Raw genomic sequence first — 24,891 nt, 5'->3', positions numbered from 1 at the left:
GCTTTGGGGCAAACTTTATCGCAGAACCTTCCTCTAATATTATGAAGTTATCGTCTACTTTTTCTGGAATTTGATGAATTGGAAGTATTCATTCCTATGTTTTGAGATTGCGATGAATCTCGTTTAGTATATGTACGGGAATTTCCCTTTTTTGGTTGTTTAGAATTACGATTGTTTGTGTTAAAGTTTTCTGAATTTAAATGTCTGCCTCGTTCTACTGTTTTATTTGTAGTAGTCGTACGGTTTGATGATGAATTTCTAGAATAGTTTCTGGTTTTGTTTTCTGCACTATGTCTTGAATTTGTAGTATATCGTGTATTGTTTTTACTAGTTCTGGAAGAAGAATACGTTTTTGTATTCCGATTGCTATTATATTTTTTAGAGTGTTGTACTAACGGCCTTGAGTGTTGATTGTAATAGGGTCTGGTATATTTATGGCGTACAGGTTTGTAATTTCTTCGGTAAGGCGTATGATACACTACACAATAATTTCTTGGCGGAATGCGGTAATGATTATGCCATGGTCTGTAAACATAGTGTCTGTTATAAGTATTTATAAACCCTGAACAATGTGAAAATGTTCGGTTGGAATAAAAAATATTCATATTTCCTATGAGACTGACAAAGCCGTGGCTGTTGTAGTTAATAAAAACATTTCCTATTCTGGAAATACGGCCATAATAATCATAAAATAACGGAATATTCTGAATCTGTATAATAGCTCCAAACTGATCGTACTGCACATACGGATTGTAATTATACCCCGTGTTAAAGCTAAAGTTAGCATGTGGTGAATTAATGGAGAAATTTACAGTATTGTGTATTGAAGGCATGTAAAAATCGAATTGTCCGTCCTGAAAAATAGAGAATTCGACACCTTGTTCAATGAAAATAAATGATTTCGGATTGTAATATGTGGTATGTGAATCAGGCGCGTTGTAATTTGTATTAGCATAAATGCCCGTCGGTAAAAACATACATGTAAATAACAGTGTAAATAAAATTTTCATAATGCTTCAGTTTAAGGGTTAATGTTAATAAGGTTACAAACAACATGCCAAAAAAGTGTTAAGGTTTAAATTAATCGTATTTAAATGGTGTTTTTGTTAAGGAAATTGAAGTTTATTGAGTGTTTTAGTTATTAAAAATCAAAAGAATAGGGGGGAGAGATAAGAAATTAAGAAATAGTAGATGTTGTATTAATGAGGTATTCGTAATAAACGAATTAGGGAGTTGAGTATTCAGTTGGAGTAACTTGATTAGAAGAAATTCGACTTGTTATACAACATAACCTTTCGGTTTAATCACTTTTATATCGTGAATAAACTATAAGATATAGGCGATTTAAAAAGATTTATTTTTCAGTTACTTTGCCCCAGTTTTCTCCAGATTTTATGCGATACAATTGCATTTCGGAAATGCCAAATTGTTTGGCAATCATTTTCATTCGTGTACGCCTTTTAGGATCGTTAATTTTACGTTTAATAAGCTTAACTTTCGTTTCTGTTAGTTTGGCTGTACAAGGGATTTTGCGAACCAGATTTTTATATTCCGGATTACTAAACTGATGCAGTTCTTTTTCTTTTTTTGTAGCCCATTTTAAATTTTCGACGCGATTGTCTGTTTTATCGTAGTTTAAATGGATAACACAAACACCATCGTTTTTTTCCAGAAAATGTTCTGCTACAAGTTTATGGACATATCTACTGGTGTTTTTACCATTCTTTTTTTGTTTTAATGGTAAATTCTGATAGCCATTGATATAGTATTTTTTTACAAGAAATTCTTCGTCGTCTTTACAATTTATTATTCTTCCGTAATTAGATATTTTAAATTTTTCATCTTCAGAAATTGTCTCGTCAAATTTTATCTCTTTCCATTTTTCATTCCAATAATTACGTATCATGAGTATTCTTTTTTTTTTGTTAGGGTAAAATAGCGGGTAGGTGACAAGCGATACGTAGAATCTTGAGGAGATAATGTAATTATCTGAGTAAAAATACATTATTTTTTAAAACAACAGAAATAAATGTTTGATTTAAAGGTGATTACTTAAGTGGAAATGAATTTTCGAATTATATTGAAGAGAAAAGCGTTTATATTAAAAAATAAAAAAGACAGCAAAAATACTATTAACTTACTTAATTAAAGAAGATTTAAGTGAGTGAATAGTAAGCTGATTATTGAGGTGTTATATTTTTAAGTTTATTAGATAGATTGCCTTATTTTAAGCGTTGCTGTTCTGTGTTTTCGGCTAGTCGTTTGGTAATTATAGGTTCTAAAAGCGTTTTTCTGGGGTTTATTTTCATAAAAGGATACAATTCTAATCTATCCTCTAAATCTTCTGAAATCTCCTGGTAATTGGTACCAACCAGAACAATCTCATTGTTATCATAAAGTTCTTGTTCTTTTCGAGCACTTTCTTTAATTTTCTTTTGAATGATGCCTGCTTTCAGTTGTGTTAAAAATCCGCCATTAGCTTCTAAATCTTTAAATAATGCTAAACTTTTTTCAGCGAGCTGCTCAGTTAACGAAGAGATAAAATAGGCACCTTCGGTAGGATTGTTTACCTTGTTAAAGGCACTTTCGTGTTTAATAATTAGCAGTTGATTTCTTGAAAGTCGACGACTAAAGTTGTTTTCTTTTTTGAATAATGCATCGTGATCCAAATTAAAAACACTATCAGCACCTCCCAATACCGCACTCATACATTCTGTGGTAGAACGTAGTAAATTGGTATTGCTATCAAAAATGGTTTTATTGCGTTTGGTTGGCCCAGCGAGAATATGGCATTTACACTGTATTTGCAACGCTTGAGTTAAGGTGCTCCAAAGTAAGCGTAGGGCTTTTAGTTTCGCAATTTCGAAAAAATAATTAGAGCCTACATTAACTTTAAAAACTATAAATTCTGGATTTAAATTATTTAATCTGACAAGATATTCATTAACATGGGCCAGGGCATAGGCTAATTGTTGTACCATTGTAGCTCCTGCATTTTGGTAAAGCCCGGCATTAATACTTAGGGTACTTTTTAAATTTTTACAAGTATCAATCATGGTTTGTAAATGGTCTAGATCTTTTTGCAAGCCGTAAAACCAGTTTCCTGTTTCCGTTAAATATCCAATTGGATCAAGGTTTACAAAGAATATTGCATTTTTAGATTTAGCAAAATTATTTAATGTAATTACAAATTCATGCGATAAAAACTTCAATTCGAAATAAATAGGAAGCTGTTCTAGAGGAAGATTTTTTAGTAATGTATCTAAATTACATTGGGGTGAAGGTATTACAAAGGTAAAACTTTCACTGCCTGAATTTATAGCCTCAAAGGCTTTAGAGTTAGCACTCTTTTCGTTATTAACATAAATTGCTTCGTTAATATGCCAGGGCGTACTTTTTTCGTTTTCAAAAGATTCTGAGTTTAGGTCTTCCTGACTGTAAAATGGTTTTACATTTATGCCTTCCAGGCTTTGCCAGATTAAAGTATCGTTATAATCTTTACCTTTTAAATCGAACTGTATAAGCTGTTTCCAGCTTTTTGCACTAACCGGTTGAAATTCGTCAAACAAATTGGTCTTACTCAATGTCTTTAGTTTTTAAGCTATCCTGATATTCTATGATATAAATATCTTCATTTTCCCGCTTTAAATAATAATTTTCCCGAGCAAATTTTTCAAGACCTTCTTCGCTACTTAATTTTTTAATCGCTTTTCTGTCTTTTGTTATTTCGTTAATATAATAGTCCTTTTCGTCATTTAAGTCGTCTATATCACTATTTAATTCGTTGTGAATTAAAAATGAATTACTATCAAAAAACAGCATCCAGACTACAAAACCAATACCAATTAGCAGGTATCCGTTTTTAAAAGGCTTAACGTATTTATGGTTTAGAAATTTAAACTTCATAGTAGTTTTTCATTTATAATAGTGCGAACAATATCTATGGCAACAGTGTTGTATTTATTGGTAGGGATGATGATATCTGCATATTCTTTCATAGGCTCAATAAATTGCTGGTGCATGGGTTTCAAAGTGTTTTGGTAGCGGTTTAAGACTTCCTCAATATCACGACCTCGGTATGAAATATCACGTTTTAAACGACGGATTAAACGTTCATCGCTGTCGGCATGAACAAATATTTTTATGTCAAATAAATCGCGTAATTCCGGATGTGTAAAAACAAGGATGCCTTCTACGATCATAACCTTTCTAGGATGAGTTAAAACAGATTCTCCGGTTCTATTGTGATCTATAAAGGAATATACAGGCTGTTCTATACTTTGTCCTGACTTTAGGGCTTTAAGATGCTTATAAAGTAAATCGAAGTCGATAGATTTTGGGTGATCGAAATTGATTTTCACACGGTCTTCAAATGATAAATGAGAGGTGTCGTTATAATAGGAATCCTGAGAAATTACACCAACTTCTTCAGGAGGGAGTTCGTTTAAAATTTGATTTACTACAGTGGTTTTTCCACAACCGGTACCACCTGTTAGTCCAATAATAAGCATGGGATTTCATTTTTAAGAACGGACAAATTTACTATTAATTCTCGGGAATAATTTTAACTATACCAACATTTTCTACACCTACATAAATATAACCATCTGGGCCCTGTGTTATAGAACGTACACGACCAATGTTTTCCAAGAGTTTTTCTTCCTGAATTACTTTGTTGTTTTCTATAATACAACGATCAAGATATTGAAATTTTAAAGCGCCAACAAGAATATTATTCTTCCACTCGGGATATTTGGAACTAGTTATTAAGCACATGCCAGATGGCGCGATGGACGGTGTCCAGTAATGTACAGGTTGCTCCATACCTTCTAGTTCTGTAATGTCGGTTATAGGGGTGTCATTGTAATTAATTCCATATGTAATCACGGGCCAGCCATAGTTTTTTCCCGCTTCAATAATATTAATTTCGTCTCCGCCCTGAGGGCCGTGTTCGTGTTCCCAGATAGTATTAGTAAGCGGGTTAAAGAGTAGCACCTGCGGATTTCTGTGACCGTATGAGAAAATGGCTTTTTTAGCATTGGGAAATGCTACAAACGGGTTGTCTTCAGGTATGGAACCATTATCGTGTAATCTGTAAATTTTTCCGCCATCTCGGGTTAGGTCCTGTGGATTGTTGTCCCGCTCACCACGTTCTCCAATACTAAAATAGAGATAGTTTTTATTGTCGAATATTATTCGTGAACCAAAATGCTGACCACTCGTAGTATTGGGAACAGCCTTATATAAAAGATTTTTGTCTATAAGCGTGTTGTTACTTAAACGTGCTCGCATTATGGCAGTATTGGCACCTTCGCCTTCGCCTTCAGAAGAGGCATAAGAGAAATAAATCCATCCATTGGTTGTGTAATCGGGGTGGAGGCAAATATCCAGTAAGCCTCCTTGTCCGAGGACTTCTATTTCGGGTAGTCCGGAAATTTCTGTTTTTTCACCATTTTTATAGTGAATCAACACACCCGATTTTTCTGTAATTAATATACTTTGGTCCGGTAAAAATACAAAACCCCACGGGATTTTTAAGTCAGGAACAACAATCTCATAGGAATATTGAGTTGTTTCAGTAGTATTGTTCTGCGCACATGAATTTAATTGCAGGAGTAAAAGAGTTGACAATAAATATGTTAAAAGTTTCATCTGAATATTATTGAAATATTTTATACAATTTACTCATAAAAATTGTTTGTTTTTAAAGAAAATGTATATATTTGCACCTCGATAATTTTTCGGGGTGTAGCGTAGCCCGGTTATCGCGCCTGCTTTGGGAGCAGGAGGCCGCAGGTTCGAATCCTGCCACCCCGACAAAACACATTAAAAAACCTTGATAATATTTATATTGTCAAGGTTTTTGTTTTTTAGTACAGATCAGCCCCGATTCTTTTAAAAAATTAAAGTTATCTAAAAAAGGATGAGATATTTTACCTCACTTCAATTTTTGTGTAATTTTACCAAAGCAACAGGGGTAAACTCCCGTTTTCAAAACGATTAATGAAATCTATCCTATTAATAGAAGACGATGTAGCATTTTCAAATATGCTAAAACGCTTTTTAGAGAAGCATCAATACCATGTAATTTTAGTTTATGGATTTGAGGAAGCAAAAGCCCTGATTGAAAAGTCTGATTTTGATCTTATTTTTACAGATTTACGATTACCAGATGGGAGCGGGATGGACTTACTCGCTTTGGTAAATCAAAAAAAGGAGCGAATACCGGTAGTTTTAATGACAAGTTATGCCGAAGTATCTACTGCTGTAAGTGCGATGAAACAAGGTGCTATAGACTACATTTCAAAACCTTTTAATCAGGATGAAGTGTTGCATGTTATACAAAATGCCTTGCATACGGACACGGCTTCACAAGCAACGGAAACCAAAGTAAAGTCTGAACCAGTAAAAACTACGCCAAAATCAGACTCCGATTTCGTTATAGGTATTAGTGCTGCTTCCAAAAAACTGAAAGAGTATATCGATCTGGTTGGACCTACAGATATGTCTGTATTAATAACAGGTGAAAGTGGAACAGGTAAGGAGGTAGTTGCTAAAGCCATTCATAAACATAGTTCAAGACAAAATCAGCCATTTGTAGCTGTTGATTGTGGAGCCATTCCTAAGGAAATCGCATCGAGTGAATTTTTTGGTCATAAAAAAGGATCGTTTACCGGAGCTATTAACGACAAAAAAGGACATTTTGAAGCAGCTAATGGAGGAACATTATTTCTGGATGAAGTCGGTAATTTATCTTATGAAAACCAGGTGCAGTTATTGCGTGCATTGCAGGAACGACGTATTAAGCCCATTGGCAGCAGTAAGGAAATTGATGTAGATATTCGATTGATTACAGCTACAAACGAAGATTTAGTACAAGCTGTAGAAAAAGGAGATTTTAGAGAAGACTTATATCATCGTTTAAATGAATTCACGATTAAGGTTCCGGAATTAAAACAGCGCAAAGACGATATTATAATGTTTGCCGATTATTTCCTGGAAAAAGCAAATTCCAAACTGAACAAACACGTGGTCGGTTTTTCAGACGAAGTTTTAAAATTATTTCAAACGTATGCCTGGCCAGGAAATTTAAGAGAGTTTGCCAATGTAATAAAACGCGCAACCTTACTAACTCAAGGTGAGATTATTGAAGCCAGAGTTTTACCGCAGGAGTTGTTTGAAGACAATAATGAGGATAATTTGTCTACACCCCATATACCGTTAACAAACTTGTCTACAAAAGATAACGAAAAACAACTTATTTTAAGAGCTTTGGAACAGGCGAACAATAACAAAACACTAGCTGCCAAATTGCTTAATGTTACCAGAAAAACGCTCTACAATAAAATTAAAGAATACGAAATTAGTTTATAAACGATTCAATTTCTTCTAATACCAGACTGGTTTTTGATTTGATATTCAGATAGGCATTTTCTAAATCGGGATGGTTTATAGCGGCTTCTCTTTCTAAGAAATTTAAGTACGGGATTACGGTTTGAATGTGAAGTTGTTTAAACATGGTTTGCATTTTATGACAAACGGATTTAATACCTGTTATGTCCTGATTTTCATAATGTAAATCCAGCTGTTTTAAATTTTCTTTCGTTTCAGAAGCAAAAAGTTTTAAAGTATCTTTTAAAGAGGATTCATCATCTCCTAAAAAATCCGAAATACTGTTGATATTTAAATATTTAAAACGGTTTGAAGTATTAGTCGTTGCATTTTTTTTCTGACTAATCGTGGATTGAGGCAGCCATTTTGAAAGACAACTAAGAATTTGTTCCGCCGAAAAGGGTTTAAAAAGGATATCTGAAAATCCACTATCGGTATATACTTTGGCTTCCAGATCTTTCCGTCCCGTAGCAGCTATTATGGGTTGTGATTTATAATAAGGTTGTTGTTTTAAAGTTTCCATAAAATGAAAGCCGTTCATTTTAGGGAGTTGTATATCTGTTAATACTAAATCGAATGGAATTTCCTGAAGATTGTCCAGGGCTCCATTAGCCGTTTCAAACGTGCTGATTTTAATGTTCTGGTTTTGCAGTATATCAGTAATTAATTGGCGTAAAGAAGCGTCATCATCAACCACCACGACATGTAAATTTTTAGCTAAGGGTTTGTTTGATGTTTTACCGTTATTAAGTTCCTTTTTTGCGAAAACCACAGGTAAACTTAAAGTAAATGCACTGCCTTCTTTGGGTTTGCTGGTAAAACTTAAATTACCATTTAATAGTTCGGCTAGTTTTTTAGAAATAGTTAGGCCCAGACCAAAACCTTTGTATTTAGTTTCTGTATTATGTTCTGCCTGAGTGAATTCTTCAAAAACGATAGCCTGCTTTTCAAGCGGAATACCAATACCGGAATCTGAAACTGTAATGTTTAATATGTGATTGTCTTTAGATTTTTCTGAGTATTTGGTTTTAATTTTTATAAAACCAGCATCGGTAAATTTATAGGCGTTACCTACGAGGTTGTACAGAATTTGTCGGATTCTAAACGGGTCTCCTATAATGGCGGCATTTATAGCTTTGTCGTGTTCTATTATAATATTGAGATTTTTGTCTGGATACACCGACTGAACACTGCTAACCACTTCATCAATAATCGGTTTTATTAGAAACGGAATCTGCTCTATAGTTATCTTTCCGCGTTCCAGCTTGGAATACTCCAGTAAATCGTCCACCAGTTGTTTCATGTATTGCGCAGCAGTCTTTATACGATCGGTATAATAGGAGCTTTTCGAGTCTTTTGCTGTTTTATCTAATAATTCGGAATAACCGGTGACTGTGCTTAGAGGTGTTCTTAAATCGTGACTCACCATCGAAATCAGTTGCTCCCGGCTATGTAATAGGGAAGAAGTGTAGGCATTGGCTTTTTCCAGATCTTTACGGTACTGTTGTGTTTTCCAGAAATCGTTTAATACGATAAACGAAAACAAAAAGATAAGACCGGTACCTAATAGTGCAGCAGTGGTTAAAATGGTTATACTTCGGTCTAAAGCCAGGTCGCGTTCTTCATTTAAGTTTTGAGTGTATTCTAAAATTTCCCGTTCCAGTGCGAAAAGTAATTTCCTTAAGCTTTGAGATACATTTAAATCGCTTTTTATAAGATTGCTTTCTTTTTCAGACAGATTACTGCGTTGGGTAAGCGCATCCTGCTTTACCTGTATTAACATATCGCGAGCCGCAATGACTATGGAGTCCAGTTGTTTCTGGCTTACGTTGGATTTGTCGTTATTGGGGTTGTATTTGTTTAAAATGGAAATATATTCCTCAACCGATTTCCGGACTTCCGGGTTGAGTTCGTCGGGATTTTCGGCAAAATCTTCGAGTGTTAGTCTGCCAATGGACGATTCTATTTTAGTAATTTTTTTTAAAGCATTATCTATAGAACGTTCCGAAATATTATCCTGTTTAATGCGCTTTAAAGCTTCAATGTTGCTGAATTTAGTACTCAATAATAGTTTTACACTATCTAAAAGCTGAACCTGAACTTCGTTATCCAGTTGCTTGGAAAGACTGTCTATATTTCTGTTCAGCATTTCATTTTTATTAATGTAGATCTCAAACTGATGCTGAGAACCTTCCTGAATAGCAGCTCTTGCTATACTTTCGTTTTCGTAAATATCAGCAATCAAATTTCCAACTTGTATTAACTTGTTTTTGTCGCTGCTTTCTTCGCGTTGCAGATTTACAAACTCTTTAATTTCAGAAAATACCAGATACGCTGTAGCAAAGGCAATTATGCTTAGTATTATATAGCCAATAACAACTTTAAATGTAATTTTCCGATTCGAGCTTTCCATATTGTGAATTTAAGGAATTGTTGGTTAAAATTACATGAAATGTCAGATTCAACTCCTGATGCTTTTTCACTATTTAAGAGAAAGCTGGATTGATTTTAAGAGCAGTAATTTTCGTTTAGGGATTAATAGCTTTGATTTTTAATTGATTGAGTTAAAAAAAAGTAAATTTTTTAATAGAATTACGGGAAAACCGTAACTCTATTAAATGGTTATGGTTTAAATTTGTATAGCTATTAGTTAATTAGGGGTATTACTAATTTTAGTAATACAAATTTAAACACATGGTTTTCGCCATGTGTTTTTTTTTGCAATTTTATATTAGATTTGCATGCATGAAGCGAACCTATGTAACTTGGATTCTAGTTTTTATGCTATGTGCAGTGCTTGTTTTAGGTGCATATGTATTTAGAATAGATTTAAAATTTCTTTATCACAGGTTTTCTCAGGAAGAGTCTACAGCTTCTACAAAAAACGAAATTATTTTCAGAGAATATCCTCATGCGCTTTATGGTGTCGATTTATCGCATTATCAGGGAGAAATTAACTGGGATAAGGTGCATTATATTAATGATAGCGTACCTATCGCATTTTTAATTATTCGGGCCACTATGGGGGTTGATGGTCTTGATAGTATGTATAAAGTGCGTTGGGAAACAATTAAGGAAAAAGAAATTATAAGAGGAGCGTATCACTATTACAGGCCCAACCAGCATTCGTTTAGTCAGGCCAATCAATTTAAAGAACATGTGCGTTTGAGAAAAGGTGATTTACCGCCGATTTTAGATATAGAAAATTTATCGACAATCCAATCGGTTGAGAATTTAAAAATGGGTGTAAAGCGCTGGCTAACAGAAATAGAAGAGTTTTACGATGTAACGCCTATAATTTACACAGGCGACCATTTTTACAGCAAATATTTAAATACGCCGGAATTTGATAAATATCCCATTTGGATTGCCAATTACGGAAATTACACAGAGCCCATTACCAAACCCTGGACGATATGGCAGTTTACCGAACAGGGCCAGGTTGAAGGTATAGAAGGTTTTATCGATTTAAATATTTTTAAGGGAACGTACAGCGATTTAAAAGATCTGCTGATTAAGTAGATGTATTAAACTTACCTTATAAATTCTGATTTAATTTTTTCGAAATGTATTTCACTGTAATCTGAAATTACCTTGTTAGCTAAAGTGTAATCCTGATTTTTAGAATGCGGACTTTTAAAAGCCACACAGTAAATCCCGGCAGCATGTGCCGCTTTAATGCCACTTGTAGAATCTTCAATAACCATACAGTTTTCGGTTGGAGTTTCGGCTATTTCAGCAGCACGCTGAAAGATTTCAGGATGTGGTTTAGAAGCTGCTAAATCGGCTCCGGATATTTTACCCTTAAAATACTGGTTTAAGTCAAAGCGTGTAAACACATCATTAATGGTAACATTAGAAGCCGATGAGGCTAATACTAAAGTAATATTGTTACTGTAAAGGTCTTTTATGAGGTCTAAAACTCCTGGAAGTAAATCTAATTCAGGATCGTTTAGAAATTGCGCTTTAAAAGCTTTTCTTTTCAAAGCCACTAATTCTTCTGGGTTATTGGGTAAATTAAAATGCTCGCAAATACCCTTACAGGTGTTTATTGTAGAACGACCGGTATAAGTTTGGTAATGTGATAAGGGTACGTCAATACCAATGGTTTCAAACATGCTGTAATACGCTTTATGGTGTAAAGGTTCTGTGTTTACAATTACCCCGTCCATATCAAATAAAGCAGCTTTTAACATAAGATTTTTTGTTTACGAAGATAAAAAAGGAAAACAGGTTTTTGGGTACAATTTTGTAATTATTAACGATTAAAATTTTGTACAGATTGTTATTGTAGTGCCAAAAAATGATGTAATTTTAAATCGAAATTAAACGTGGAATGGCTAAGAAAGGAAAAGAGAAGAACACTAAGAATAAGGCAAAACATTCTAAATTAATGCAGCGTAAAAAGAATAAAGAACGCACGGAAAAGGAGTTGCGCAAAGAGCGTTTAAAAGCAATTTATAATCAAGCTAATACTAATACTCCTGATAATTAACTTATGAAATGTCCTTGCTGTAGTGGGAAAACCTACAAAGACTGTTGCGAAATAGCACATTTAAACCTTTTAGACGTAAAAACAGCTGAAGCTCTTATGCGTTCACGTTATTCGGCATTTGTATTGGCCAATGGCGATTATTTAATGAAAAGTCATCATCGTTCTACGCGTCCGCTTAACGAAAAGAAATCCATTGTTAAATGGGCCAAATCGGTAGACTGGATTAAGCTGGATGTTGTAAAAACTGAACAGGGAAGAGAAGAGGATTTTGAGGGTTTCGTGGAGTTTAAGGCTATTTTTCAGGAACACGGTGAATTACAAATGATACACGAAAATTCTAAATTTATTAAAGAAGAAAACTGCTGGTATTATTTGAGCGGGAGTTAAGATACATTAAGCTTTCTCACAAATAATGACCACTTTTTCATTATTCAGATTTGTGGTAAAAAATAAGTATAAATTTCCGCCATCTTTTATTTTAAATTTTTTTCTTAAGTCGTCTACGGTCCCAGGAAAATTTCTGATGGTAATGTTGGCTTTACTTATAGCTTCCTGTTTTAAAAGTTTTTTATTGAATGCTAATACTTTTAAAATTTTAAATGAGCGTCCTGGAAATGTAATTGGTTGCTCCGAAGTGTATAAGTGCGAGTGTTTATGCAGTTTTAAGCAGTGAAGTTTAGTTGCAACACTGTTAAAAGCACCGGCTTTTAAAATGGCAGTATTAGGCTCGTATAAATAGTTTAAGGGTAAAGCCGTGTCTGCTTCGGTATTAATTTCATTCTGAAAATTAAAATCGAATGTTTCTGTTTGCGTATTGGTAATGTTAATTGCATGAATATCTAAAGGCTGGGAGGTGTCTTTATTTAAAACCCATAAAAGTTCCTTCACTTCATTATTTAAAGCTATAGTGTAAATGGTTTTTACATACTTTAATTCATCCAGACCTATAGAAATATCCAGTAATGGAGATGTTTTAACCAGTATATTTTCAGATTTTGAGAATAACAGATCTAATTGTTGTGGTACGTTTGGAAGACAATCGTTTAATAAAAAGACTTTGCCTTTAACATCGTGTCTCCTGGAAGGATCTATGTAAATCCAGTCGTAAGTTTCTTTCGTGGTTTTTAAATATTCTATGCCATCTTTAGCAATGGTTTCAATATTCTCAACTTGAAGTTGCTTGTAATTGTGTTTAACTATGGCACTCAGATTCGGGTTAATTTCGGAGTGCGTTACCTTTTTGAACGTTTTAGAAAAAGCAAAACAATCTACGCCAAAACCACCGGTAATATCAATTAAAGTGTTTCCTGATAATAAACTGGCTTTGTGTTTAGCAGTTAACTCAGAAGAGGTTTGTTCTATATTAAGTTTGTTGGGATAATAAATAGATTTGGCTTGAAACCAACTAGGTAGTTTTGTTTTGCATCGTTTTTTAGCTTCAATTTGTTCAATTATCTCTAAAGTTTCCACTCCTTCGAAATCAGTTCCTTTTAATAATATACCTGTGATATCGGAATTTAGGTTTTCATTTATAAAGCGTTGTATTTCCGGATGTAAAAGTGATGGATTCAAATTAAAACTATAAGTTTTTAGTTAAGTGTTTTACAATCTTGTTTTCAGATAAAAACTCCTTCAATATTACTTTTAAAGCAGTGTAAGCCGGAACAGCGATTACCATGCCTATTATACCAAAAAGAATTCCAGCAATGATGATTACAAGGAAAATTTCCAGCGGGTGAGACTTTACACTTCTGGAGAAAATGATGGGCTGACTGAAAAAGTTATCTATTAACTGGGCAACACCAAAGCCGATTAAAACGTAAATAACAGTTGGTAAAATAACGCTAAACTCGTGTTGTAAATTACTGGATAATGTTAAAACAGCCATAAGTATGGCGCTAATTAACGGACCTATATATGGAATTAAATTTAATAAGGCACACAGAAAGGCTATGACAATAGCGTTATTAATGCCGAAAATAAACAGTACTATGGAATAAATTACAAATAGAATAGAAATTTGTATGAGTAAGCCAATAAAATATCTGGATAAAAGATCTTTTATAGTGTGCAGTGAGTTGCGTAAACGCGATTGTTTAGATTCCGGAATAAGTATCATAAAACTGTCTTCCAGTAAACGTCTGTCTTTTAATAAAAAAAATGAGATAAATAAAACTGAGAAAAATCCAATACTAAAAGAACCGAAGCCACTTAAAAAGGAATTCAGAAATTCAGGAATAGCAGAATAATCTAATTTAGATAATAAGTGGTAATCTTTTAAAGAGGGTTTTAAATAAATATGTTTCTTTTCGAAATAATGAGCCACCTGCTGGTACACGCTGTCTAAATTACCCTGTAATTTTTCTATGTTTAATAAAGATAGATTATGGCCTTGTTCTATAACCAAAGGGATGAATAAAAGGATTAAACCAATAAATAATCCAACAAAAGTGAGCATGGTTATGATAACCGCAAGATTATCGTTAAACTTGAGTTTCTTTTTAAACAGGCGAACTAAAGGTCCGCCAACCAGAGAAGTTACGGCAGCTATAACAAGGTAAATAATTACAGATCTTATCTTATAAAGTAAAAATAATACAAGCGATACCACTATAATGGTGAGTAATGCCCGCAGTATACCGTTGGCTATAATTTTTGAATTCATAAGACAAAGATATATAAACTGTTATATAATTTGTTTGGTAATTTCGTACAAAATTATGCTTGTAGCCTGAACCACATTCATGCTGCTGTTTTGGCCGAACATATCGATATGTATTACTTGATCAGCCAGATTTAAAAGTGTTTCTGATACTCCGAAATTTTCATCTCCCAGAACGATAGCTATAGGTTTTTCCTGATTGAACTTAGCCTGTGTTAAGGATATGCTCGTTTTAGTAATTTCCAAAGCAATAATCTGGTAGCCTTGTTCTTTAAGGTTTTTAACAACATCTAAGGTGTTTTGTTCAATTACAAAAGGAACAGATTTTTCTGTAGCACGAGAAGTCTTAGTCATTTTTCTTCCCAGTGGAATATGGTCGCCGCAAAGAATCAATTGCTCAATACCAAATGCATCTGCCGTTCGAAACAAACTTCCTATATTGGGGGCATTTGTAACATTATCGCAAACTAGTGTAATTGGAAATGTTCTTTTGGTAAATGTACTGTTGTAATGGTTAAGCTGTTCCATGTATCTTAGTGATTAAACACATAATTTATGATGTTTGCTCCCATTTTTAAAGCTTTTTGTCTAACACTTTCCGGGTCATTATGCACCTCTGGGTCTTCCCAGCCATCACCTAGGTCCGATTCGTAAGTGAACAGTACAATCATCCGGTTTTCATAAAATAAAGCAAAAGCCTGTGGACGTTTGCCATCGTGTTCATGAATTTTAGGCAAACCTTCGGGAAAATTATATGGCGATTTAAAGATCTCGTGAGTGGCCGGTAATTCCACAAAGTCCTGATCCGGGAAAATATCTTTTAATGCTTTTTCAACATAGGGTTTTAAGCCGTAGTTGTCATCAATATGTAAAAAGCCACCCGAAATTAAGTAGTGTTTTAAATTTTCCTTATCATCTGCATTGAAAAATACATTTCCGTGTCCCGTCATATGTACAAAAGGATAAAGAAATAAATCGGGATTATCGGTTTCTATACTTTCAACTTTCGTGTTGATTCTGGTGTGTATGTTAGCATTGCAGAATTTTACCAGATTTGGAAGAGCAGTGGGGTTAGCATACCAGTCGCCTCCACCATTATAGTGCAGGAGTGCAATATCCTGGGCAGTTATATATTGAAATGAAAACAATACAATAATGAGGTACGCTAATCTCATATTAAATTTCGTTTATTAAGGCCGCTGTATGGCAGGCTACTATAGCTGCCGTTTCTGTTCGTAATCTGGTGTTTCCAAGTGCTACCGGACTGAAATTATTCTTCAGGGCTAATTGAATTTCTTTAGTGCTAAAATCGCCTTCCGGTCCAATAAGTATAGTAATACCGGTATTAGGTTTTATACTTTGTTTTAATGATTTTTTATCGGTTTCTTCGCAATGGGCTATAAACAGCTGTTCGTTTTTATGTGTACTTACAAAATCGTTAAAATTAACAGGACTATTTAATTCCGGTAAATAATAATGTAAGGACTGTTTCATTGCAGCCTGTAAAATTTTCTCGAAACGTTCCAGTTTCACTACTTTTCGTTCGCTGTGATCGCAAATAATAGGAGTGATGCTATCCACTCCAATTTCAGTAGCTTTTTCTAAAAACCATTCATAGCGATCGTTCATTTTTGTAGGAGCGACAGCCAGATGAATACTGTAATTGCGTTTCTCCTGAAAGGTCTTTTCGGTAATTAAAGCAATACAGTGCCTCATATCGGCAATAGTTAATTTAGCCTTAAACAACCAGCCATTACCATTGGTTATGTTTAATACATCTCCGGTGCCTTTTCGTAAAACTTTTACGATATGTTTACTTTCTTCTTTAGAAAAAGTAATTTCCGTGGTGCTTTCGGCAATGTCTGGATTGTAAAATAATTGCATGTGTTAAATCGCTTCAGTTATTTTTAAAACCTTAATTTCTTCAATAGGTTTAGGTTCTTCAGTCTTTAAAATTACGTAATGCCATTTTTTCGAAGAAATATCTACGGTAAAAAGTTTATTGATATAATGATTTTTATTGTTGTGTATCACTTCCTCTTCAAATTCGGCAGGCATCGTACCTGCAGTAAACCAGCCTGTATCGCCGCCTCGTCTGATGTTTTTATCCATAGAATATTGCTGAATCAGGTTTTTAAACGGAATGCCCTGGTTAAATTTAGAAAAAATGGTCTGTTTATAGCGTTTTAATTCGTAGTCTGTAAAACCTTCGCTGTTAATAAAGATGTAGTGTACACGGTAATACATAACATCTTCTTTTTCAATAACCTTATACGTGGTTTTTTCAAATTCGTTTTCGTAAACTTTACTATTTCCCTTAGATAATTTAAAAAGGTCTTTAGCCATATTGGTGTCATGTTGCTCCACATTAAATGTGAAGATTTTTCCTTTAAAACCTTTATTCGATTTTATAAAGCGTTTCGCTTGTTCGGTGTTAGTAATAGTGTCTAATGGAGAAATGATGTCTTGTTGTGCATAGCAAAATAGAGAAGCTGAAACAGCTCCGGTAAACAGGATGTGTTTTAACATGAATAGGTTAGTTGTTTGGGTTATAACTGTGTTTGATTTGGACTACAATTATAAAACAAATACAGCGGAATATATAGCCTTTTCTATAATTTTAATCGGGCAGAAGCGGTAACATTTGAAGCTGAAAATGCGTTGTCCTGGTATTTTAAATAGCCAACAATGGCAATCATAGCGGCATTATCTGTGGTAAACTCAAATTTAGGGACATAAGTGGTCCATCCAAATTTATGTTCACCATCTTTAAGCGCCTGACGTATACCTGAATTGGCAGAAACTCCACCACCAATAGCAATATGCTTAATGCCAGTTTCTTTAGAAGCCTTTTTTAGTTTATCTATAAGTATACCTATAATAGTGTATTGAATAGAGGCACAAATGTCGTTTAAGTTCTCAGCTATAAAGTCTGGATTGGCTTTCGTTTCTTTTTGAATAAAATACAGTATCGCCGTCTTTAATCCTGAAAAGCTAAAATTTAAACCATCAACTTTTGGTTTGGTAAACTTAAAAGCTTTAGGATTTCCTAACTGGGCACGTTTGTCTATTTCCGGACCGGCAGGATATCCTAAACCAAGAATTTTTCCACTTTTATCGTAGGCTTCTCCTACAGCATCATCTATGGTTTCTCCAATAACGTCCATATTAAAATAGTTGTTAACTTTAACAATTTGAGTATGTCCTCCTGATATGGTCATAGCAAGAAAAGGGAAAGGTGGTTTTTTAAAGCCCTCTTCGTCAATATAGTGCGCAAGAATATGGGCCTGCATATGGTTAACATCTATTAAAGGGATGTTTAAACCTAAGGCTAAAGATTTAGCAAAAGATGTCCCTACTAGTAAGGACCCCATTAGTCCCGGACCACGTGTAAAAGCAATGGCATGCAGCTGATCTTTGGTGATATTCGCCTTTGAAAGTGCCTGGTGCACAACCGGAACAATGTTTTGCTGATGCGCTCTGGAGGCCAGTTCTGGTACTACACCACCGTATTCTTCGTGGATCTTCTGGTTGGCTACAACATTGCTTAATATTTTTCCGTTATGTATTACAGAAGCTGCCGTATCATCGCAGGACGACTCAATTCCTAATATGTAGATATTTTCTGAACCCATTAGATTATATTAGAAGCAATAATTGTTATTTTTGGCTCAAAGTTATAACTTTAAAACGTATCAAAAAATTTTTAAAAATACTATCTAAATTAGTAGCAATACTTTTGCTGCTCTTTATCATTTTGGTATTGGTATTGTCTATTCCCGGAGTGCAAACCAGACTCGGAAAATATGCTACCAATAGACTAAACGAATCTTTTCATACTAAAATAAATATTGGTGCAGTCGGGCTTCATTTTAATGGAGAAGTGCAGATTAAAGATGTTTATATAGAAGATTATAAGCAGGACACTTTAATAAGTGCTCGATTATTAGAAACACATATTGTAAACTTCCGCAATTTATATAATGGCAGATTGGTGTTTTCTGATATTGCTTTAACCAAGGTGAATTTCAATATTAAAACCTATAAAGGGGAAGAAGAAAGTAATTTAGATGTTTTTGTATCGCGTTTCGATGACGATAATAATGACGATACACCAAGTAACTTTTTATTGTCTTCCAGCGATGTTTCTATCTACAACGGAACGTTTACGTTTACTAACGAAAACTTGGAGACTCCGGAAGTTTTACATTTTAACGACATTAAAATTAATGCCTCCCGGTTTCTTATTCATGGGCCAAAGGTGTCTACACGTATAAATACATTCGAATTTCAGGATAGCAGAGGTTTGCATGTCGATAATATGAGTACCAATTTTGCTTATACTTTAAATGATATCACCTTTGCTAATCTAGATTTAAGAACAGCAGAGTCGCATATAAAAGGTGATGTCCGGTTTGATTTTGAACGCGAAGATTTAAAATACTTTACAGACAAGGTTCAGGTAAACGCTAAAATTGATTCTGCCGATTTAGCTCTGGAAGACCTGAATTATTTTTACAATGAATTTGGTGTAAATCAGCGTGCAAAATTTAACGTATTACTCACAGGGACTTTAAATGATCTAAAGCTTAGCGATTTAAAGTTAAGAACGCAAACCAATTCCAGAATTGTAGGAGATATTAATTTTAAAAATTTATTTAGCAGAGAAGGCGGAACCTTTTACATGAAAGGGAATTTTAACCGTTTGTCTTCAACTTATAAAGATTTAATTAAACTTTTGCCTAATCTTTTAGGACAAACCATACCGTCTTCGTTTGACAGACTTGGAAATTTTAATTTAACCGGAGTTACGGAAATAAAAGAAAATCAGATCAATGCCAATATTAATATAGATACGTCTATTGGTCTTGTAAAATCAGATTTGCTTTTAACCAATATAGATCAGATCGACAAGGCATCATATAAAGGAGATATTGCTGTGAGTGATTTTGATATTGGTGTATTTCTTGAAAATCCAAAATTACAAACTACCTCATTAGACATAGTTGTTGATGGAAGTGGATTTACACAGGAACATCTGGATACTAAGGTAAATGGTAATGTGTTTTCGTTAACCTTTAATAATTATACGTATAATGACATAGAAGTTTCCGGAAATTTAAAAGATGGTGTATATAATGGAAAATTAATAAGCAATGACCAGAATTTAAAATTGAATTTTGATGGATTGGCCGATTTTTCGAAAAACAAAAAAACAGTCGATTTTATTGCTGATATAAAATTTGCCGATTTCAACGCATTGAACTTTGTAAGTAGAGATTCAATCTCCATGTTTAAAGGAAATGTAGAAGTGGTTGCAGAAGGGACATCTATTAACGATGTAGAAGGCATGATAGCTTTTACAGCGTCTAATTATTATAACGAAAATGATAATTATGTATTCGACGATTTCAGAATTACTTCAGTGTTTCGGGATTCGATTAGATATGTAGAAATTAATTCTCCCGATATTATAGAAGGAGAAATGAAGGGCTATTTTAAGTTTAAGGATATGGGTAAAATGGCACGTAATGCTGTAGGGAGTATATACAGTAATTTTGAGCCGGAACCATTATCAGAAAATCAATTTTTCGATTTCAATTTTAAAATCTATAATAAAATAGTAGAAGTGTATTATCCTAATATCGAACTTGGTAAAAACACTTTTATTAAAGGGCGGGTGCAAAGCGATGAGAATAAATTGAATGTGACGTTCCGTTCTCCAGAAATTAAACTCTATGATTATTTTGCCAGTAACATTCAACTGGATATCGATAATAAAAATCTGTTTTATAACACCTATTTAGAGGTAGATAGTATTAAAACTAAATTTTACAATGTCTCCAAATTCAGTTTGGCTAATAAAACTTTAAATGATACGCTGCATATGCGTACCGAATTTAAAGGCGGAAAGAATAATATGGATGCATATAATATAAATTTCTATCATACCATAAATGAAGATAATATTAATGTTTTAGGGTTTAAACAGTCAGATATCACATTTAAAAACAATACCTGGACGATTAACAAATTAAAGGATACCCTTAATAAAATTGAATTCACTAACGATTTGAAGTCAGTTGCGGTTAAACAACTGGACATGGTTTTTGGCCAAGAGGAAATTTATTTAAACGGATTTGTTAAAGGGAAACAGGAAAAGGATGTGGAGTTAGCCTTTAATAATGTAGAACTGGCTAAAGTTATGCCCGATTTCGATAGCTTAACAGTAAACGGTATTTTAAATGGTAAACTAAATGTGCTTCAGCAACACGGACATTATTTGCCGAGCTCTAACATTACGGTTGATAGTTTACAGGTAAACGATTTTATGTTAGGTTCGTTTCAGGGAAATATTACAGGAAACGAAAATTTAACACGATATTTTGTAGATGCTAAAATTAAAAATGATGCAGATAAGTCGTTTGCCGCTATTGGTTACATAGATGCCCTGGATAAAATATCATATATAGATGTCGATTTAAATTTTAATGAATTCGATTTAAAACCCTTTAGTCCGTTAGGTAAAGATGTTATCAGTGATATTCGAGGCTACGTTACCGGAGAAGCAAAGCTAATTGGGAATCTGAATAAGCCTTCCATAGAGGGGGTTTTAAAACTACGAGAGGCCGGTTTGCTTATTCCGTTACTAAATACGAATTACGACTTCGATGATGGCTCCAGAGTAGTTTTAAGAAATCAGGAGTTTATGTTCGATAAAATCAATCTAACCGATCATGTGTATCGTACTAAAGGTGTTTTAGGTGGATTTATAAGACATGATAATTTTTCCGAGTGGGAGTTAGGTTTGGATATTAGTACAGATCGATTACTGGTTTTAAATACAGACGACTCGGAAGATGCACTGTATTACGGAACTGGATTTATAGGAGGGAAGGCTACAATTTACGGACCTACAGATGAATTGGTGATTTCGGTACAGGGATCTACAAAAGAAGGTACTGTCTTTAAAATACCAATGAACGATTCGGAGTCTTTTGGAGATAATACCTTTATTCACTTTATAAGTGAAGAAGAAAAACAGGCAAAACTGGAAGGAAAAGAATTATTAGTAAAGGATATTAAAGGACTTGAACTTGATTTTGATCTGGATGTTAATAAAAACGCAGAAATAGAAATCGTAATGGACCGTAATTCGGGAAGTACTATTAAAGGTAGAGGTGTTGGTGGTTTATTAATAGAAATTAATACGAACGGTAAATTTAATATCTATGGTGACTTTTCTGTTTTTAACGGGGTATATAACTTTATGTATGGTGGTCTGGTACAAAAAGAGTTTACTGTGGAGCCCGGAGGAACTTTAGCCTGGGATGGTAACCCTTTAGGGGCTCGTATTAATATTAAAGCTATTTATAAGACGCAGGCAAATCCGTCGCCATTACTCGATAATCCTATTAATAAAAGTATTCCTGTAAATGTAGAAATTGAATTAACCGAGCAGCTGGAAAAACCGGAAGTGAATTTCGGGTTCGAATTCCCGAATGTGAATTCCACAGTTAAATCGGAGTTGACGTACAGACTGGAATCTAAAGAAGATCGCGATAATCAGGCCTTGTATTTACTAACTACAGGATCTTTTGCCAGTGGTATTTCCGGGATTAATCCTTATGGGACGCTTACAGAGCGTTTAAACGGTATTGTAAACGATTTGTTCTCTAAAAGCGATAACAAGCTAAATATCGGTCTAAATTACGAACTGGGAGAAAATAATCCCGATTATCAGACCGACGATCGTTTTGGAGTATCGCTGCAAACGCAGATTAGCGACAGAGTCATGATAAATGGTAATGTAGATGTGCCAATAGGAGGTGTGAGCCAAACGGTTATTGCAGGCGATATAGAAGTTAATTTTTTACTTAATGAAGAAGGAACTTTAACAGCCAATGTCTTTAACCGAGAAAACAGTATACGCGACTTTGGTGAGGAAATTGGTTACACACAAGGTATCGGGATTTCTTATAATGTAGACTTTGATACATTTAAGGAATTACTGTATAAAATTTTTACTAGTCCCAAAGTTAAAAGAGAGCAGGAAAATGCGCCTCAGGAAACTCCGAAATCAGCATCTTCTTTACCGGAGTTTATTATTATGAAAGACGAAACTTCAGTCGAAAATTAACCCGAAATTTTATTATTTTCTTAAAATATATAGAACTTTTTAACTTTTTTTTTATTCAAACGTTTTAGTTTTTAAGCCTTTGTTAAATTGTGGTAAAACCAGTTTCATAATTAGTTTTTCTTTAGTAGTTTTACTGTAAATGTAAAAAACATGTCGAAAAATATTAAAAAAATTGGTGTGTTAACCTCAGGTGGAGATGCCCCTGGAATGAACGCAGCCATTCGTTCTGTTGTAAGAACGTGTGCCTATCATGGTATTGAATGTGCGGGGATTTTTCGTGGATATCAAGGGATGATAGAAGGCGATTTTAAGACTATGGATGCCCGTAGTGTAAAAGGTATTATTAATAAAGGTGGAACTATGTTAAAATCTGCCAGATCGAAAGAATTTATGACGCCAGAAGGCCGTAAAAAAGCTTACGATCAGCTAATAAAAGCCAATATAGATGCTTTAGTAGTTATAGGTGGAGACGGTAGTTTTACCGGAGCTATGGTATTCAATAAAGAATTCGATTTTCCGGTAATGGGAATTCCTGGTACTATCGATAATGATATCTATGGTTCTACGCATACTTTAGGATACGATACAGCTTTAAATACAGTAGTAGATGCTGTAGATAAAATCAGAGATACAGCAAGTTCTCACGACCGTTTATTCTTCATAGAAGTAATGGGCCGAGATGTGGGGCACATTGCCTTGAATGTAGGAGTTGGAGCCGGAGCAGAAGAGGTCTTGATTCCGGAAGAAGATTTAGGTTTAGACCGTTTATTAGAGTCGTTACACCGCAGTAAAAAATCTGGTAAATCTTCAAGTATCGTAATTGTTGCCGAAGGTGATAAAATTGGAAAAAATGTATTTGAACTTAAAGACTATGTAGACGAACATATGTCTGAATACGAAGTGCGTGTATCTGTTCTAGGGCATATGCAGCGCGGGGGATCTCCATCATGCTTCGATCGCGTTTTAGCGAGTAGAATGGGCGTGAAAGCTGTAGAAAGCTTGTTAGAAGGCAAATCCACTTTAATGGTGGGCTTAATGCACGACGATATGGTGTTAACACCTTTAGATCAAGCAATAAAAGGACAATCAAAAATTAACTTAGAATTATTACGTGTGTCAGAAATCATGACCACTTAAACATTAAAACAAGAATATGTCAGTATTAAAATTAGGAATTAACGGATTTGGTAGAATTGGTAGAATTGCTTTCAGAGCAACATTAAACAGACCAGATGTAGAAGTTGTAGCAATTAACGATTTGCTAGATGTTAACCATTTAGCATATTTATTGGAGTACGATTCAGTTCACGGAAAATTTGATGGAACTATCGAAGTAAAGGACGGACATTTAGTAGTTAACGGTAAACACGTTAGAATTACTGCAGAAAAAGATCCTACGCAATTAAAATGGGATGAAGCTGGTGTAGATATCGTAGCAGAATGTACTGGTATTTTTACAACTTTAGAAACAGCAGATTATCACATCCAGGCTGGAGCTAAAAAAGTAGTAATTTCTGCGCCTAGTGCCGATGCTCCAATGTTTGTAATGGGAGTAAATGATGACGAATTAACTGCAGATCATAAAATCGTTTCTAATGCATCTTGTACAACTAACTGTTTAGCGCCAGTAGCTAAAGTGTTAGACGATAACTTTGGTATCGAAGAAGCGTTAATGACAACAGTACACGCTACAACTGCAACTCAAATGACAGTTGACGGTCCTTCAAGAAAAGACTGGAGAGGTGGTAGAAGTGCTTTATTAAATATTATTCCTGCATCTACAGGTGCTGCAAAAGCTGTTGGTAAAGTAATTCCAAAATTAAACGGAAAACTTACTGGTATGGCGTTTAGAGTTCCAACTGCAGACGTATCTGTGGTAGATTTAACTGTAAAAACTAAAAAAGAAACATCTTTAGAAGAAATTAAAGCTGCATTTAAAGCTGCTTCTGAAGGACCAATGAATGGTGTTTTAGGGTATACAGAAGAGTTAGTAGTGTCTCAGGATTTCGTAAGCGATGCACGTACAAGTATCTTTGATGCAGATGCAGCTATCGAATTAAACTCTACTTTCTTTAAAGTAGTATCTTGGTACGATAATGAGTTTGGTTACTCAAACAAACTTATCGATTTAGCTCAAAAAGTTCACGCTTTATAATATTCACTTTATTATATTCCGTAATTTTATATGCTTTGTACTTGCAA

22 protein-coding genes and 1 tRNA gene are annotated in these 24,891 nt (G+C 34.3%); 8 read left to right on the top strand and 15 right to left on the bottom strand.

Translation table 11 applies throughout. The features are described 5' to 3' along the window. Positions 1-47: 47 nt before the first annotated feature. The 6 genes from I3217_RS02720 to I3217_RS02695 form a co-directional block, all read right to left on the bottom strand. The gene (locus I3217_RS02720; RefSeq protein WP_435048192.1) at positions 48-1,010 is read right to left on the bottom strand and encodes a hypothetical protein; all 963 of its coding nucleotides are present in this window, start codon (positions 1,008-1,010) and stop codon (positions 48-50) included. A gap of 344 nt (positions 1,011-1,354) precedes the next feature. Next, a complete protein-coding gene (locus I3217_RS02715; protein WP_435048191.1) occupies positions 1,355-1,906 on the bottom strand; it encodes an HNH endonuclease in 552 nt (183 codons plus the stop codon). A 316-nt stretch (positions 1,907-2,222) separates the two neighbouring features. Continuing rightward, entirely contained in the window at positions 2,223-3,584 is a 1,362-nt protein-coding gene (locus I3217_RS02710) for a methylmalonyl-CoA mutase subunit beta (RefSeq protein WP_435048190.1), read from the bottom strand. Continuing rightward, on the bottom strand, positions 3,577-3,906 hold the full coding sequence (locus tag I3217_RS02705) for an FtsB family cell division protein (RefSeq protein WP_435048189.1): 330 nt from the start codon (positions 3,904-3,906) through the stop codon (positions 3,577-3,579). The genes I3217_RS02710 and I3217_RS02705 overlap by 8 nt, the downstream gene beginning before the upstream one ends. Further along, positions 3,903-4,511: a uridine kinase gene (udk, locus tag I3217_RS02700; RefSeq protein WP_435048188.1), complete on the bottom strand. Its 609-nt coding sequence runs from the start codon at positions 4,509-4,511 to the stop codon at positions 3,903-3,905. Before udk ends, I3217_RS02705 begins: the two co-directional genes overlap by 4 nt. Before the next feature lie 34 nt (positions 4,512-4,545). Then, positions 4,546-5,652, bottom strand: coding sequence for a PQQ-dependent sugar dehydrogenase (locus I3217_RS02695; protein WP_435048187.1), 1,107 nt, complete (start codon positions 5,650-5,652; stop codon positions 4,546-4,548). Between the two features lie 90 nt (positions 5,653-5,742). Here I3217_RS02695 and I3217_RS02690 point away from each other — a divergent pair. Continuing rightward, positions 5,743-5,817 (top strand) — tRNA-Pro (locus I3217_RS02690). Between the two features lie 186 nt (positions 5,818-6,003). Then, on the top strand, positions 6,004-7,374 hold the full coding sequence (locus I3217_RS02685; protein ID WP_435048186.1) for a sigma-54-dependent transcriptional regulator: 1,371 nt from the start codon (positions 6,004-6,006) through the stop codon (positions 7,372-7,374). Here the strand turns inward: I3217_RS02685 and I3217_RS02680 are convergent. Further along, positions 7,364-9,805 carry an ATP-binding response regulator gene (locus tag I3217_RS02680; protein ID WP_435048185.1) on the bottom strand — a complete coding sequence of 814 codons (2,442 nt, stop codon included), beginning with the start codon at positions 9,803-9,805 and terminating at the stop codon, positions 7,364-7,366. The genes I3217_RS02685 and I3217_RS02680 overlap by 11 nt on opposite strands. Before the next feature lie 332 nt (positions 9,806-10,137). Between I3217_RS02680 and I3217_RS02675 the strand changes: the two genes are divergently transcribed. Continuing rightward, complete coding sequence (locus tag I3217_RS02675; protein ID WP_435048184.1) at positions 10,138-10,914, top strand: glycoside hydrolase family 25 protein; 777 nt, start codon at positions 10,138-10,140, stop codon at positions 10,912-10,914. Between the two features lie 11 nt (positions 10,915-10,925). Here the strand turns inward: I3217_RS02675 and I3217_RS02670 are convergent, their stop codons facing one another. After that, on the bottom strand, positions 10,926-11,588 hold the full coding sequence (locus I3217_RS02670) for an HAD family hydrolase (RefSeq protein ID WP_435048183.1): 663 nt from the start codon (positions 11,586-11,588) through the stop codon (positions 10,926-10,928). 140 nt (positions 11,589-11,728) lie between these two features. Between I3217_RS02670 and I3217_RS02665 the strand changes: the two genes are divergently transcribed. Then, positions 11,729-11,887, top strand: coding sequence for a hypothetical protein (locus tag I3217_RS02665; RefSeq protein ID WP_435048182.1), 159 nt, complete (start codon positions 11,729-11,731; stop codon positions 11,885-11,887). Between the two features lie 3 nt (positions 11,888-11,890). After that, positions 11,891-12,274, top strand: coding sequence for a YchJ family protein (locus I3217_RS02660; protein ID WP_435048181.1), 384 nt, complete (start codon positions 11,891-11,893; stop codon positions 12,272-12,274). 6 nt (positions 12,275-12,280) lie between these two features. Here I3217_RS02660 and I3217_RS02655 read toward each other — a convergent pair whose 3' ends face one another. The 7 genes from I3217_RS02655 to tsaD form a co-directional block, all read right to left on the bottom strand. After that, positions 12,281-13,459 carry a THUMP-like domain-containing protein gene (locus tag I3217_RS02655; protein ID WP_435048180.1) on the bottom strand — a complete coding sequence of 393 codons (1,179 nt, stop codon included), beginning with the start codon at positions 13,457-13,459 and terminating at the stop codon, positions 12,281-12,283. Positions 13,460-13,466: 7 nt separating this feature from the next. Next, positions 13,467-14,552 carry an AI-2E family transporter gene (locus I3217_RS02650; protein ID WP_435048179.1) on the bottom strand — a complete coding sequence of 362 codons (1,086 nt, stop codon included), beginning with the start codon at positions 14,550-14,552 and terminating at the stop codon, positions 13,467-13,469. 21 nt (positions 14,553-14,573) lie between these two features. Then, a complete protein-coding gene (locus I3217_RS02645) occupies positions 14,574-15,077 on the bottom strand; it encodes a TrmH family RNA methyltransferase (protein WP_435048178.1) in 504 nt (167 codons plus the stop codon). Between the two features lie 5 nt (positions 15,078-15,082). Further along, the gene (locus I3217_RS02640; protein ID WP_435048177.1) at positions 15,083-15,724 is read right to left on the bottom strand and encodes a DUF4159 domain-containing protein; all 642 of its coding nucleotides are present in this window, start codon (positions 15,722-15,724) and stop codon (positions 15,083-15,085) included. Between the two features lies 1 nt (position 15,725). Next, positions 15,726-16,433 (bottom strand): 16S rRNA (uracil(1498)-N(3))-methyltransferase, encoded by a 708-nt coding sequence (locus tag I3217_RS02635; protein WP_435048176.1) that lies wholly within the window; start codon positions 16,431-16,433, stop codon positions 15,726-15,728. 3 nt (positions 16,434-16,436) lie between these two features. Continuing rightward, positions 16,437-17,078, bottom strand: a complete 642-nt coding sequence (locus tag I3217_RS02630; protein WP_435048175.1) for a peptidylprolyl isomerase — start codon at positions 17,076-17,078, stop codon at positions 16,437-16,439. 83 nt (positions 17,079-17,161) lie between these two features. Beyond that, positions 17,162-18,184, bottom strand: coding sequence for a tRNA (adenosine(37)-N6)-threonylcarbamoyltransferase complex transferase subunit TsaD (gene tsaD / locus I3217_RS02625; RefSeq protein ID WP_435048174.1), 1,023 nt, complete (start codon positions 18,182-18,184; stop codon positions 17,162-17,164). Between the two features lie 104 nt (positions 18,185-18,288). Here tsaD and I3217_RS02620 point away from each other — a divergent pair, with 104 nt between their 5' ends. From I3217_RS02620 to gap, 3 genes are all read left to right on the top strand, one after another. Next, a complete protein-coding gene (locus I3217_RS02620) occupies positions 18,289-22,689 on the top strand; it encodes a translocation/assembly module TamB domain-containing protein (RefSeq protein WP_435048173.1) in 4,401 nt (1,466 codons plus the stop codon). 150 nt (positions 22,690-22,839) lie between these two features. Further along, positions 22,840-23,826, top strand: a complete 987-nt coding sequence (pfkA, locus tag I3217_RS02615; RefSeq protein ID WP_435048172.1) for a 6-phosphofructokinase — start codon at positions 22,840-22,842, stop codon at positions 23,824-23,826. A 16-nt stretch (positions 23,827-23,842) separates the two neighbouring features. Further along, positions 23,843-24,844 (top strand): type I glyceraldehyde-3-phosphate dehydrogenase, encoded by a 1,002-nt coding sequence (gene gap, locus I3217_RS02610; protein ID WP_435048171.1) that lies wholly within the window; start codon positions 23,843-23,845, stop codon positions 24,842-24,844. Positions 24,845-24,891: the final 47 nt, after the last annotated feature.

Source organism: Formosa sp. S-31 (genome assembly GCF_051172795.1).
In the GTDB taxonomy this organism is placed as follows: Bacteria; Bacteroidota; Bacteroidia; order Flavobacteriales; family Flavobacteriaceae; genus Formosa.
The sequence above is the reverse complement of the archived record's forward strand: the minus strand, read 5'-3'. Positions and strand labels throughout refer to the sequence as shown.

Bases quoted from the DNA above. Each gene is read 5' to 3' on its own strand.
- I3217_RS02720 (WP_435048192.1), bottom strand. From the start codon at position 1,010: ATGAAAATTTTATTTACACTGTTATTTACATGTATGTTTTTACCGACG.
- I3217_RS02715 (WP_435048191.1), bottom strand. From the start codon at position 1,906: ATGATACGTAATTATTGGAATGAAAAATGGAAAGAGATAAAATTTGAC.
- I3217_RS02705 (WP_435048189.1), bottom strand. From the start codon at position 3,906: ATGAAGTTTAAATTTCTAAACCATAAATACGTTAAGCCTTTTAAAAAC.
- udk (WP_435048188.1), bottom strand. From the start codon at position 4,511: ATGCTTATTATTGGACTAACAGGTGGTACCGGTTGTGGAAAAACCACT.
- I3217_RS02695 (WP_435048187.1), bottom strand. From the start codon at position 5,652: ATGAAACTTTTAACATATTTATTGTCAACTCTTTTACTCCTGCAATTA.
- I3217_RS02685 (WP_435048186.1), top strand. From the start codon at position 6,004: ATGAAATCTATCCTATTAATAGAAGACGATGTAGCATTTTCAAATATG.
- I3217_RS02680 (WP_435048185.1), bottom strand. From the start codon at position 9,805: ATGGAAAGCTCGAATCGGAAAATTACATTTAAAGTTGTTATTGGCTAT.
- I3217_RS02675 (WP_435048184.1), top strand. From the start codon at position 10,138: ATGAAGCGAACCTATGTAACTTGGATTCTAGTTTTTATGCTATGTGCA.
- I3217_RS02670 (WP_435048183.1), bottom strand. From the start codon at position 11,588: ATGTTAAAAGCTGCTTTATTTGATATGGACGGGGTAATTGTAAACACA.
- I3217_RS02665 (WP_435048182.1), top strand. From the start codon at position 11,729: ATGGCTAAGAAAGGAAAAGAGAAGAACACTAAGAATAAGGCAAAACAT.
- I3217_RS02660 (WP_435048181.1), top strand. From the start codon at position 11,891: ATGAAATGTCCTTGCTGTAGTGGGAAAACCTACAAAGACTGTTGCGAA.
- I3217_RS02650 (WP_435048179.1), bottom strand. From the start codon at position 14,552: ATGAATTCAAAAATTATAGCCAACGGTATACTGCGGGCATTACTCACC.
- I3217_RS02645 (WP_435048178.1), bottom strand. From the start codon at position 15,077: ATGGAACAGCTTAACCATTACAACAGTACATTTACCAAAAGAACATTT.
- I3217_RS02640 (WP_435048177.1), bottom strand. From the start codon at position 15,724: ATGAGATTAGCGTACCTCATTATTGTATTGTTTTCATTTCAATATATA.
- I3217_RS02635 (WP_435048176.1), bottom strand. From the start codon at position 16,433: ATGCAATTATTTTACAATCCAGACATTGCCGAAAGCACCACGGAAATT.
- I3217_RS02630 (WP_435048175.1), bottom strand. From the start codon at position 17,078: ATGTTAAAACACATCCTGTTTACCGGAGCTGTTTCAGCTTCTCTATTT.
- tsaD (WP_435048174.1), bottom strand. From the start codon at position 18,184: ATGGGTTCAGAAAATATCTACATATTAGGAATTGAGTCGTCCTGCGAT.
- pfkA (WP_435048172.1), top strand. From the start codon at position 22,840: ATGTCGAAAAATATTAAAAAAATTGGTGTGTTAACCTCAGGTGGAGAT.
- gap (WP_435048171.1), top strand. From the start codon at position 23,843: ATGTCAGTATTAAAATTAGGAATTAACGGATTTGGTAGAATTGGTAGA.